We start from the raw sequence: 13,608 nt of genomic DNA, 5'->3' as shown, positions 1-13,608 counted from the left end.
CAACAAGAAGATCAAGCATTCCATAAAATCGGTTGAAGCTACGGAGATATTCAATCACTGATATATTACCTTTATAGATCTGTTATGCACCAGGTACAGCGTTCATTTAAAGCTGGGCCGGTGAGTTTCCCTTGTATGTTTTAGTAACTGCATTCAGTTAATGCGCAATTAAAATATTCAATAAGATTTTAAGTTTGTATGTTGTTAACAGCTGCTGCCCCGATGTTCATTCAGGTCTATGTTCGTGTTAATGTAAATTTACACTAAAGTGTAGTGGCCTGGAAGGTTATAACATTGATTTTTGTGTAAAAGATGATCAAACCATGTTAAAAAAAGTTTTAACCTTATTATCAGGTTTATTATTGTTCACTGCTTGTACGGTAAGCAAGCAGTGGAATAGCAAGCAAACCCAACAATCCTGGGAGGCAACGTTTCAGGATTTTAGCGGGAATGAAAAGCTAAAATTTCCCGCTCATAAAGATCATATATTATATCTTAATGCTAAACTGGCTACAACTTCGGGATCATTACAGCTTTTTGCTAATGAGAAGAGGTTAAGTCATCCCAATCCGGTTAGCCATCATAAGCTGGATTTAAAAAATAAACTGCTGATAAAATTGGCAGGAAACCACGCCAAAGGCTCTTTTCGGTTAAATTATCCTCAATTTACAAAAAAAAATATTGAGGTTCGCTATAATTCCAACATCGAATTATTGGCACTGAGTTATGTTTTAGCAAACTATGATGATTTTACAGGCTTTTCTGATGACCAGTCATTTGAAATAAATGGTCAACCCGTAAAAGTTAAAGCGCTTTATGCCTTAACTACCAAAATAGCCAACACCTTTAAATCATTTTTAAAATCAGAAAATCTTAAGGTAATCAAAACCTATTTCGATAAAGATTTTTATGCGCATTATGCAAACTTTGTGATGAGCCTACCGGATTTTCCGAATGCCACAGTAGAAAAAGATAACCGTTTTTTGAAATCCTTTTCCAGTTTGTCAGATGCACAAAGATTTACAGCTGCATTTAACAGCTTTTTCCTGGAAATAAATTTTCAGAAATTTTTGGTGGATTTTAAGCCTTATTATGAAACTGTCCAGAAAGAAATTACGACGAACATGCCCGCCTCAAACTTCATTGCAGAGCTGGAGAATCTTTTTGGAAAAGAGGTAGAACATTATGTGCTTTACCCAAGTTTAACCATGCCCTTCAGTTCCGGTTTTGCGGTAGGAAGTCAAAATACAATAGGAAATATATTTGCAAGCACTAACCAGCCGAAAGAAGTTGATGATATCAATCAGCTGAAACTTGGTTTTGACAATAGTTTATCTCTACGCACCATAGCCGTCCATGAATTTGGACATGCCTTTGTTAATCCGGCAATAGATCTGGTTGATGAAAAAATCATTAGTGCCAGTGCTCCTTTATTTGAGCCCATTAAAAAGCAGATGAGTGAGCAGGGTTATAACCAATGGAAAATTTGCTTGTATGAACATTTTAACCGGGCAAATGAAGTGATGATTGCGAGATTGTTAGGCGATAGGCTAAAAGCAGACGAAATCTTAAAAGACAATGTAGACAAACGTTTTTACCGCTACCTGCCTCAAATAGTAGATCAGCTGGAGTGCTGGTATAACAACGAGTTCCTTGACAAATCCTACGCACAAAAAGCTGCCGAGATCATTACAGCATTAAAGGCAAAATAGATCATTATGGGTACGATAAAGGTCTGGTTACCGGATGGTAAATAGAAATGATTAGGGGTTTAGCAGCTAAGCAGGTGTATAAACCCGCTATCTTCTAAGTATAAACAGTAGTGCGGCCATGATTTATTTTTGACTACTCCGTTTCTTTAGTCACAATAACACATCCATTTACCCTAATTCTATTACAATTACAAGGAATATTTACCCTAATTCTGTGACGAAATAAGATAATATCTACAGAATTAGAAAAATGGCTTACCTAATCAAATCGTAAGCCATTAGTTGATATGAGCTGCCAGACAGGTAGGTAAAACGACCGTTGCCGGGCAATTTTCAAAAAAATTTAAGCAGTATATCTAGCTCAATCTGGAGCTCGCTGTTGACAGCAAGCCTTTTGAAGAGTTCACAACAATCGAATTACTCGTAGGGCCTACCTCATCAACATCAAACTACCAGAAATACTTTTACAGTTTGTAGCCAGCTGAATAGTATAGTAATATACCCCCACAGGAAGGATTTTACCATTACTTTGCCCATCAAATGGGATTCCATAACCCCCGCTATTAAATACCATATTGCCTAAACGGTTAAAAACCTTTATTATGGCTTGAGGATACTGTTCAATATTCTTAATTATCCAGGTATCATTTGCCCCATCACCATTTGGTGAAAACGATGAAGGAACATCTACCGCTTTCTCGGCAAAAGTAACCGGCACTGCAGTACGTTTGCTTTCACAATTTCCATTAGCCAAACTCAGGAAATACGATTTAGATTTTACCATTTCCAATGTAAATAAACCCGTATTGTTTTCCATCAATGCCTGGCCGCCAGTTTCAAACTGATAAAGTTTATAGTTGCCTGCAACAGGGTTTAACACCCTGATAGTTCCCTCGCCCTCGCTACACAGCTTAACATCAGCTACTGCTGGTGCTTCAATCTCCTCTCCAATATTGTTTATTACAAATCCTTTTTCTACAAAATTACAGCTGCTACCGCTGTTATCAGTTACCCTGAGTTTATAAAATCCGTATGGTACATTTGCTAATATTGGCAGCCTGCCCACAACCTCTTCTCGGTCGTTCAGCCACTCGTACTGGTAAGGTGCAACCCCGCCCTTAATCATAATATTACTAATCGCTCCAAGGCCCATGGCGCAATGGTCGGCCTGGTTATTTACCTCAGCTAAATCCATCACCAAGGGTTCAATACGCAAAACTGTGTAGTCTTTATAATGTTGTTCACACTCTTTTTCATCCGTTAAAAACAAACTGTATTTACCGGTTTTCAATCCCATTATCGTATTTGTACGGCCAATGGTAGCGCCTGTTGCATCCGTCCACCGCAGTTTTGTTCCTGCATCAATACCCGAAGTTTGAACCGTGATCATACCAGAATCTTCACCACATGCGGCATCTGTAATCTTGTAAGTCAGTTCCGGAAAAATCTTTGCACTTTGCCTGATGATGTTATACTCCAGCGTTTTGATACAGTAAGTATTTGCAACGGTTAATTTATACTTACCTGGCGGAAGGTTTACAACGTCTAGCTGATGGCCAACATCCAATCCAGCATCATTTGTCCACCTGTAGGTTAACCGATCAGAAGAACTAATCTTCAGGTTTTTTATCCAGCCATCATTGGTTGTACATCCTGCATTTCTTAAATCGTATGCCGAATCATCAACCGTTATTCCATTTTTTTCCTCGATGATAAAGGAATAAAAAAGTGATCCGCAAGTACCCTGATCTTTAACTTCAACGGTATATTTACCAGCAGGTACTCCATGTAAATCTGCCTCAGCACCCACAATATCCTGCTTTTCATTTCTCCATATAAAGGTTATGGCTCCTTTTCCCGAAGCAATTAAACCTGTTATGCTGCCATTTTTGCGATCACAATCTGCATGTTCAGTCAGCATTTTTCTAAGGTCTGCAACCGGAGCGCCTTCCGCAGGGATATTAAAGGGGCCAAAAACAACTGTACAATCATCGGTGGTAACCACTTTCAGCCTGTAATTACCCCCTTTTACATTTTGTAAAGCAAGCGCAGTTCCCTTAACCTCATCTGCATCATTTAACCAGCTAACAGACTTCGTTTTTGCGGTTTCCAGATTTGATAAAAAAACATTGCTAATTCCACCGTTTTCCAGGCTACAGGTAGCAGGTTGTATTTTCATCAAATCGGTATACAACTGTGGCGTAATATCTTTTAGCTCCCAGGTAGAAGTTTGTGTTTTACAGGCCGTACCCAAAAATGCAGTAAAAGAATAGGTTCCAGGCAGCAGGCCTTTTAAATCGGCATTGGTACCCACTAACTTTTTTTCTGCGTTCCGCCATTCAATGGCTGTAGCACCCTGTACCACAATTCCGGTAATTGAACCATTTGCCTGCCCACAGGTAGGCTGTTTAATAATGTAGTTGCCCATTTGTAAACTCATCCCTAAAAACTCTGAGGTACGGTTATTTAACGTAGCCGATGCCGTAAAGCCTACATTGGGTGGAATGGTCATCTTCCAGTTTCCCTGCGCATCAGCAAAAGTACTCCCTAAATATTTCTTTGCATCACACTGGTAACATTCTCCATCCGAAAACACTTCAATCTCTGCATCAGGCGTAGCGGTTCCCTTTAAAGTACCATTATCGTATTCATCAATTTTAATAACCGGTATTTCAACTTTCGATTTTTCTGATTTATAGGTAATGGGCATGGATGAAATACAATAAATCGCATTTCGTTGCAATAATATGTCGCCGCAGTTACTAGCACTTACGCCAGGTGTTCCCGGGCCAAAGCTTACCCGGTTGGCCATTACATTTTCTTCACCAGGATTTTTCCCGCCAATAATCATATTGGAGCAGTTTTCCAAGCCTATTGTACTGTAAACATACGATTTGCTTCCATCACTTCGTATCCCCATCCGGTTTCCCTGTATCTTTCCAGAATGGTAGATATTTTTGAAATCGAAACCACCACTCCCCAAAAAGGTATTATTGATGAGTGCTACATTTCTAAAATCCTGAATATATCCGCGGGCACCAATACCTACACCTACACTCTCTACCCCAAAACTGTTGTTTTTAACAATACACTTCTCGCCGGTAGCCTCTACAGCTTGTGTAGTCGGGTTAATACCCGATATCATCACCCCATAATCTCTAAAACCCCAGAGGTTTCCTTCCTCCTTCGTATCGCCTCCAACCATTATATCATCACATAACCTAAAATTAAGTGTACCACCAAAGGCAGGGCCAGCCGCTGTTTTTTTATCTGCTGCAATACCAAACCAATTGGCCGAAACTTTAATGGTTTTACATTTAAACAAGTAAACATCATAATCGCAGGTTAAGAAAATATTACCCTTTCCAACAGCTCCAATGGTAATATTGGTACCTTGTGCAATATAGATCGGGCTAGCGCCACGGCCTGCAGCCGAAAAATTTGAAAAACTTAAACCATAAATTTCAAGATGGTTAATAGCAGTCCCTTTCAGCGCCGTTCGTTCCGTATAATCGGTATAGGGAATCACGGTTTCGATCGTTACTTTGGCATCAGATAAACCAAACGCCGCACCCGGCAGGGTAGTCCCGTCAATAACAAGATGAGAAGAAAGTATTAGTGGCGATTTCAAACTAACGAGCCTGGCTGTAGCCGCAAAATGTATATAGTCAGTTTCAGCACTTCCATTGGCACCCGCTTTTTCTAAAGCTTCTCTAAACGTGCCCGGCCCGCCGTCGAGTTGACTGCTCACCGTAAATATCTCCGCATGGACCACACCAAAGGTTGATAAGAATAACAACAAGAACAGTAATCGGAACATGGTGAGGGCGCAGTTTGTTAATAAAGCAAATGTAGCAGAATTTAACCTTTTTTACCAGAAGAAATGTGTTAAAGGCCCTTTTTTGTGGGTTATGCAGAGGAACCGGCCAGGCAATGGAGCAAGGATGGTTGATGACGGGGAGATAAACCACAATTGTTACCTTTGCAAAAATCAACCATCTAAGATGACAAAAGCAGGACATCTTAAAATACAGCTATGTTTAATAGCCTTGTGCTTGCCGCTATGTGGCTTTTACTACCATTATTATAAAAAGAATAGCGAAATTGATGTTTATAGACTTCAACTTTGGACTGAACTGAAAAGCCACTCGATCAACAAAGAGGAATATTTCCGCAAGTGGGGCCCCAAAGTAGTGGAATGGAAAGAATCATTCAAAAAATGTGAGCTGCTCGAATTGTCAGTAGTTTTTGTGTGTTTACTTAGTGGTGTAAACCTTATTATATATTTTAAGAATAAGAAGCGTATTGCGAAGGTGAACAAAGGTAGTTAAAGCTTAGTGTTTGTAGGTTATATAGGATATCTGGTTCTGAAATACTTTGACTCTCTCAACCAGCATACGCTTTGCGTAGCTGATGCGGTACATGCTGATCTGAATATGATATTTAAGGCCGTAACTTATCGGATCAGGTTAATCCTCTATCAGAGAAAATAGACTTGCATTTATCCACGCTACAGCTACAAAACCCTCCTCATGTATTCAAACCCATTATTACTCGCAATGGTAAGCAAAGGCTGTATATTCTCTGAAAACCTTTTCTTCAAGTCTTTTTCAGGAAATAGGTGCGCATTGGAATTTGGTAACAGGCTCAGGTAATCTTCCATCATGGGTTCATTTGGATAGTTCTCCGTCATCACTTCTATAGCTGTTTTTTGCAGCAGGTAATATCCGTCAAAATAATCGTCCATCCTGGGTAATTTGTCATTCTTCCGGCTGTTGAATGATGGATCGGCCGGGATCAGGTTCCAGATATTCTGGGGATAAACCCTCATCTCCTTTTCATTTATTCTCTATTTGACTTACAAGCAGCACTATAACTTAGCATATGCTTACTCTTTTCTAAGTTTATTTATACGATTGTGCCGTCTTCTTTGATATTTACATCATGCCAGCGAAGCTACTTTAGTTGCTGGATGTAACTTTGCGAACTTCCACCAAACTTGATCATAGCAAATGTATTCATGTAAGGATCAATATTGTCGATCGGAAATCTCAATGGATATAGCATTAAATTCTTTATTATTTATCGGGAGCATTTAGAGTTGTGTTAAGAAAGTTTAACTTTAAATAAAAGATAGAAAAGATTGGAGAATTCCTTTAGACGATAAATGAAGATACGCAACTTTTCCACTGATAATATGGATAATAGACAGGTAACTGAATCAATTATAAAAGCAGTGTTTGCATCAATTCCTTTTGCTGGACAACCCTTAAATGAACTTTTTTACGATTTTAGAGGAAGGGTAAAACAACAACGGATTAATGATTTCACCGAGTTACTTAAACAGTATTTCGACGGGCAGACAGCTGTTGATTACAATGAACTTAATATAGTGGAATTTAGCGATTTATTTGAATCTGTCATTCTTAAAGTAGTACATACGGGATCCAAAGAGAAACATAAAAGATTCAAGGAAATCATCATCGGATATCTTGAATCGGCAAACCCTGTAATGGATCATTCCGATACATTTTTAGAACTTGTGAATGTACTCAACGATCATAGCATTCAGATTCTTCGACATCATTACCTTTTTGATGTAGAATTTCAGAAAATAGAAGAACAATTAAACCGAAATAGTTCGGAGATCGCCCGGGCAGCTGATGAACTAGAAAGTGAACGTAAGACAAAGGAACTTGGTTACGCCAACAACTATATTACAATTGTAGAGAAGATGGAATCTCTGAACAAAACTAAAAATGAAATAGAAACGGAATTAGAAGTAATTGGGAAATATCGTACAGCTGAATTTTACGGACTCTCGATAGACGATTTTCTTTACTTGAAACAAATACTTGCCAGCCGAGCGCTCATGACTGATCTGGGATTAGGCAGCATCAGTCATATACCATTTCATGATATGGGAATTACGGTTTTTGGAAGACATTTCATAGATTACATCAGAGAGGGTAGACAATGATTAAGTTCAGTGAATTTCAAAACGGGAAAATTAAAACCAATGAAGTTGCAAGATTGATTCGCGAGGCCATATCAATTGAAGATATTTTTATGTATTCCAATTATGAGCTCACATTTCGATCCTTATCGACATTTAATTTCAAAAAATTAGAATATAATAAAACTTCCGTAGAGAAATATGCGCAAAAGGTGCTGGCTGCAACTGGCTTTCTCAAAAATGTTTCAGATCCGGTATTAGCTTTTGTTAGGGTGTTTCTTGATAAAGGAGAAAGATTGTTAGAGGTGAAAAATAATCTTGAATCGAAAGCAAAAGGACATTTACAGCAAATTCAGAGCTTGTTGGAGCATTATTATCAACAGCCATTTATTATGGAGTACAGATCTAAACCGACGACTCCTAGAAATAACCTGGAAAGAAAATTGCTTACATTTTATCGACGAACTGTTGATAAAAAGGAGGAGATCGTCGAGTATCTCTTGAACGGAATTCTCGTTCGCGCACTAGAAAAATCTGCTCCAGGATATAAAAGAGATTGGGGCGAAGGATTAGAAGAGCTAAGCAGGCAGTTTGAGGAGCATGATGATTTTCCTTATTTAGAGCAACCATATGTATTTGATTTCAATTATCATTTGAATATGGAAAAGTTGGATTATCGGCTCATTAATCCGCTGCTCAATAAATTCGGATACATGGAGCAAGATGCTTATAAATTAGGTAGGTATACAAAAGCAATAAATGATGGTTTTGAAAAAAGGATTAGACCCAAGCTATTTTTTCCTTCGCTTTTGAATGACCTAGCTGAGCTTCCGGTTATCGGCAAACGCTGGGAAATTTTTAAGGAAATGGAATTCCTATTTGAAGAGGGTAAATGGTATTCCCTCTATGCACTTGCACTTCCTCAGGTCGAGGGAATATTCTCTGAGATGCTGGAAATGATTGCAAAAAAAAAGACGAAAGGTTCATTAACTGAAAAAGTTAATAGTGTAAGGCAATATTATGAATTTGCGCACTATACCTTTGACTATTATGAATTTACGCTAGCAGACTTAAGAAATAGCTTTTCACATTCCGGTAAAGTTGAAAATCCGAAGATAAAATGTTTTCACCTACTGCTAGATATCAAGTATTTGTTGAGTGTTTTTATGGATTTCGATGCCCCATTAAGCAAATTGTCAAAAATCATCAAAGCAGGCCATGAAAAATTCAATCACATCGGTGATTTTGCTTATTTTATAACCCTACTTGATATGGTTAATTCTCAAGACAGGCTTGATTCAATTTCAGATATGGCTAGTAATTTTGTTTATCGGGAATTGAGCAAAAAAATCAATCTAGTAAAGATGATCGGTAAATTGGAATTCGACTTCCAGCAGTCTGTTAGAATTTTTGATCAAAGAATGTCGAATCTCCTTAAAGATCGTGACTTCAAATTATTTCAGAGCCAAAATAAAATCATCCTAGAGAGGCTCGATCAAATTGAGGGTGGGTTTAATAACTTGCCTATAATGGTAAATGAACAATATAAACTTATTCTTGATTCTCAGAATTTCGCTTTCAATTTTCCTAGGTATTTCCCAAAACTTCCCAAGCAGACTTTGAAAAAGATTCAGGACTTTAGGGTTGCACATCAACAGGAGTGGGGTATCTTGAATCTATTGAACAAAAAAGCCAAATTCACTCTCGCAGAAGATTTTCTGATCTACGAAAGGGAGCTGTCGCACGTTATTGAACACTAAAAGAAAAGTTTGGAATGACCAAAACACGTAAATTGTATGCCTGGAACTGGTGTACACTTTTAGCGAAATACCCATTTTATCACATTTTGAATGGCTGATTCAATAAGGATTTGTAGTTTTTTGGTATTATTGCCTTAAGAAAGTTACACAATTAACGCAGCTCAATTTATGTCGATTTCTTCAGCCCTAACAGCAGACACCTTAAAGTCCATTACGGATAAAATTTTTTCAGAAAATTCCAACAAAAACGATTACGCACTTCGCTCTGATGTAAACGTTCAGGGACACTTTTCAAATTCTTACCAAGCCAGGTACTTTTTGGAGCTCTTACAGAATTCCAGAGACGCCATCGTTGCAGGTAATGTCAAACGAGGAAAAGTTAAATCCTGGATTAGGGACGACGTACTCTATTTTGCCAACAACGGCCTAGCATTCAGCGAAGAAGGTGTTTACAGCATCTGTTACCCCGCAATTAGTACGAAAGAATCAAGAGAATTCGTGGGGCATAAAGGCGTTGGGTTTTCAGCAATGCTGGAAATTACCGATACCCCAGAGATCATTACCGAAGTTGGAACTTTTTATTTTTCCACCCAGCAGGCCGCTAGTCTCATGGGGAAGGAAGGACAGGAACTGCCGATGTTCCAGTTTCCCATGTTTAGTAAATCGACTATAACAGACCTTGACCCCGAGCTATCAGCGCAAGGCTTTACAGTTGTCTTTCGCTTTCCATTAAAACCAGAATTTATCGGCATAAACGGGCTTGATGGTTCAGATGATCCAACGGCCCTGGATCTCATCTTCTTGAGTGCGATTAAGGAACTTGATCTGCCTTCAGGCCAGATCACTATCGATGATAACGCTCCGTTGATAATGGTAGCCGAGGCAGAAAAAGAGGATCGTTATTTCAGATCCTACAAACACAGCTTCACCTTTGATGAAGAATTGATCGAAACTTTTAAAAAGAATGAAAAGGAACAGTTCAAAGATAGTAACGAAGTTGTATGTGAATTTTTATTACCAGTAGATGATGATCAGAACTTCATTCCCGACCGCTTATCCAAATTGCACCTTTATTATGGAATGGATTTTAATTCCGGATTCAAGTTTGCAATTCACAGCTTATTCTCGGTTTCCTTTGACCGCAAGAAATTAGCTAAAGGGCTTTTGAACGATGCTATATTTATCAGAATTGCCGAGTTTTACTGCACCGAATTTGTAGAACTCATAAAAAGGGATTTTCCTAAAAAGGAACTTGAAATATTAAGCTACTCCAGAAAGCCTGATCATAACGTCGATGTTTTCTATAACCAGCTGAAAAAGCGATGGGCAGAGACTGATTTTATTTATCACAACGATACCGAAAAATATCTAAAGCCAGGTCAGGTTTATTTGGTAAACAAGGAGGAATATAAAGTATTCCGGGACGGTAGGCTTGGAGATATGGCGCTATTACTGGTTGACACCGAAACCGCAGTTTTCTTGAAAGAGGAGTGTGGGGTTAGCTCGCTGCCTGATCACTTTCTCAAAAGCCATATTGATGAGAAATGCAGTCAGTTTAGCAATGATCCATCGTTTTTTCAAGATCTTTATAATCTGGTATATAGCAAAAAACTATATCTAAGGGACAAACATATTCTCCTAAGCCAAAACAACATCCTGGTTTCAGGGAATACTTCCGAAGTTTACATGCAGCGCAAGAATGACTTTGTGGTTCCGGCAGTGTTAGAAAGCGAGTTTTCCTTTATACATGATAACCTTTCCTTTAGCTGGAGAAAAGAATCTAAAGACCTTCTAGGCATCAGGGAATATAACGAACCAGCCCTCATTACAGCTGCTATCCGCCTACTCAAAAAAACAAATGCAGAAATCACTTCAGACCAGGAGAAAATCCTGGCCATTCTCAGTTTTCTAAAGCAACTCAAATTATCTACTGATGATTGTGATCAGATCTATCAGGCCTGCTGGTTACCGGTAAGAGATGCCCAAAGCGATAAAAAAAAATGGGTACAGCCCATATTTTCTCCTGTTTACATGGAGGGTTTTCAGCTAGAGGATCTTTATGGGCAAATTGATGTCATAGATTTATCGCTCCTCAACCAGAGTGATGAAGACTGGAGTGAATTTTTATACAGTATTGGAATATGGAATATTCCAGCGGCATATATCATTGAGAAAAACCTCAATTCAGAAAATGAAGAAATCGAATTTGATCGAATACTCCATATGCCAAAAGCAATCGACGAGCGGTTTTCTAAACTTATCATCGAGAATTGGACGATCTATGAACGCTTCGTGACCTCCCGTTTTTCACTAAGAATGGATGTCACCGGGAGGCATGTAAACTCAAAGCTGCTAGAATCTTCTCTTTACAAAACTTTGCTAGACTCAGCTTGGATAAGAACCAAAAATGGAGGGCAAGGAGCGTGGCACGCGCCCACAGAAATACTAGGCATTTCCCCCGAAGAAAACAGAAAGACCGCTAGCCAAGTCATTTCCACATTTATACCGGTCTGGGAAGTAGACTACCACCTGTATGAGAAATTCATCACCGATTTTAGCATCAAGCATATTGGGGTTTTCACAAGGGGAAACTTTGAATCGATACTCTCCTATATCTCAACCCGGTATGCTGACCTTGATAAAATAGCTGAGATAAGCAACTTCGAAAAATTTTTTAACCGTATACTCAGCTTTCTTTATAATTTCTTAAACAGTCGCAATTATGATGCAGACGTAATTTCTTTTAAAGAGCAGCTTTTTCTCTCAAGAGGAATATTATCTAGAGAATACAGCTGGACTAAAGGTGCAGATTGCCTGCACATCGATGATAAAAACACGCTGGACAGGTTTGCTGGCACAGATATCCTTTCAGGCCTTGCCAGCCCTTATAGCTTTACAAAACGTGATAAAAATGAATGGGGAAAGTTCGCAAACAGGATCGGACGGCCCTTGAGCAAATTGATCCAGGGAGAGATCAGCACGAGCAGCACCCCATTTAAATTGACTTCTTTAGTTAGTCCACTGGACTTTGTACTAGCTTATGTGGAAAACGATCTTCCGGCGAATTTTAGCGATGACATAATCCTAGAGTTTAAAGAGATGGATGTTTATGCTCACAACAGCCTCACTGTTGCCTATACTGTTGAAGGTAGCCATGTTTTAGTTCAACAAGACTATTATCTCACCGGAACAAAAGATAAAATACTACTCCATATTGATCAAAAGGCCATGGCAGATAAAGTCCTGCTTTCAGTAGCCTTGCAAGGATATTTTGAGCTTTTCGTGAATGAAGACCTGAAAAGGCTAAACATTATATTTGAATACCTCCTTTCGGCCGGTCAGCGAAAATCAAAGATGGCCTATGCTGAAGCCCAGGAACTCGATAGCCTCAGAATTGATGAGATCGCAGCAATCTTGAAAAAAGACTATTATGTTAGCGAGAAAGTTTCGGTAGAGAGGACTGTGCCCCAACCAATCCGAACAATCAGGCCAGAAGCCAAACCAAAAACAACCATTGTACTTGAAGAGATCAGCGTAATAGAAAGTTATGGAGAATCATCCTTACAGGATCATCTTCATTATTTAAACGGTCACTTGGACATTCCTTTCACAGAGCTTGAACAGTCGTATGCCTTCATTAGTCGCCCAGAAACCAAGGAATTTGGAACTTATCCAGTTTTAAACCAGGGCATGAGACCAGCGAGAATAGAACTAGGTGAGAAGATGAAGAAAGAAGTAGGTTTTATGGCTGAATACTATATTTATCAAAGACTGCAAACAGGTAACCAGGAAACGCTGGAGAGAATAGGAATAGACCTGAAGCAGGCACTCAGTTTTAAATGGTACAACGTGCATAGGCTTGAAGACTTTAACTTGCCCGATGGTAGTATGGGAGCAGGTCATGATTTTTATCATGAAGATCTGGATATAGCAATCGAAGTCAAAGGCATGGTCAATCACTCAGCTTTTATTACCATTACCGGCCCCGAATTCGATAGCATGCGCGCGTTGGGAGAACGATATTTTCTGATTATTGTCAAGCACCTGATAGAAGGAAAATTATCTTCAGTAATCATACAAAACCCCTATGCACAATTTCTTGCAGGGCAATTGAAGTTCCTAGAAGCTAAAACTAACGCGCCGAGATAAGCACCTAATATACACAACAAAAAGCAGGATA

At 39.0% G+C, this 13,608-nt stretch carries 6 protein-coding genes; 4 read left to right on the top strand and 2 right to left on the bottom strand.

Features of this window, described 5'->3' with window-relative positions; translation table 11 throughout:
• Window positions 1-323: 323 nt before the first annotated feature.
• Complete coding sequence (locus ABEG20_RS14110) at window positions 324-1,712, top strand: DUF4932 domain-containing protein (protein ID WP_406823965.1); 1,389 nt, start codon at window positions 324-326, stop codon at window positions 1,710-1,712.
• A gap of 430 nt (window positions 1,713-2,142) precedes the next feature.
• Here the strand turns inward: ABEG20_RS14110 and ABEG20_RS14105 are convergent, their stop codons facing one another.
• Both ABEG20_RS14105 and ABEG20_RS14100 read right to left on the bottom strand, forming a co-directional pair.
• Window positions 2,143-5,532 carry a gliding motility-associated C-terminal domain-containing protein gene (locus ABEG20_RS14105; RefSeq protein ID WP_406823964.1) on the bottom strand — a complete coding sequence of 1,130 codons (3,390 nt, stop codon included), beginning with the start codon at window positions 5,530-5,532 and terminating at the stop codon, window positions 2,143-2,145.
• 696 nt (window positions 5,533-6,228) lie between these two features.
• Window positions 6,229-6,543, bottom strand: coding sequence for a hypothetical protein (locus ABEG20_RS14100; protein ID WP_406823963.1), 315 nt, complete (start codon window positions 6,541-6,543; stop codon window positions 6,229-6,231).
• Window positions 6,544-6,909: 366 nt separating this feature from the next.
• Here ABEG20_RS14100 and ABEG20_RS14095 point away from each other — a divergent pair, with 366 nt between their 5' ends.
• The 3 genes from ABEG20_RS14095 (at window position 6,910) to ABEG20_RS14085 (ending at window position 13,577) form a co-directional block, all read left to right on the top strand.
• Window positions 6,910-7,692, top strand: coding sequence for a hypothetical protein (locus ABEG20_RS14095; protein WP_406823962.1), 783 nt, complete (start codon window positions 6,910-6,912; stop codon window positions 7,690-7,692).
• Complete coding sequence (locus tag ABEG20_RS14090) at window positions 7,689-9,428, top strand: hypothetical protein (RefSeq protein WP_406823961.1); 1,740 nt, start codon at window positions 7,689-7,691, stop codon at window positions 9,426-9,428. The genes ABEG20_RS14095 and ABEG20_RS14090 overlap by 4 nt, the downstream gene beginning before the upstream one ends.
• A gap of 168 nt (window positions 9,429-9,596) precedes the next feature.
• A complete protein-coding gene (locus tag ABEG20_RS14085) occupies window positions 9,597-13,577 on the top strand; it encodes a sacsin N-terminal ATP-binding-like domain-containing protein (protein WP_406823960.1) in 3,981 nt (1,326 codons plus the stop codon).
• Window positions 13,578-13,608: the final 31 nt, after the last annotated feature.

Source organism: Pedobacter sp. KACC 23697 (genome assembly GCF_045348445.1).
Classification (GTDB): domain Bacteria; phylum Bacteroidota; class Bacteroidia; order Sphingobacteriales; family Sphingobacteriaceae; genus Pedobacter.
This window is presented reverse-complemented; position numbering and strand designations above follow the sequence as displayed.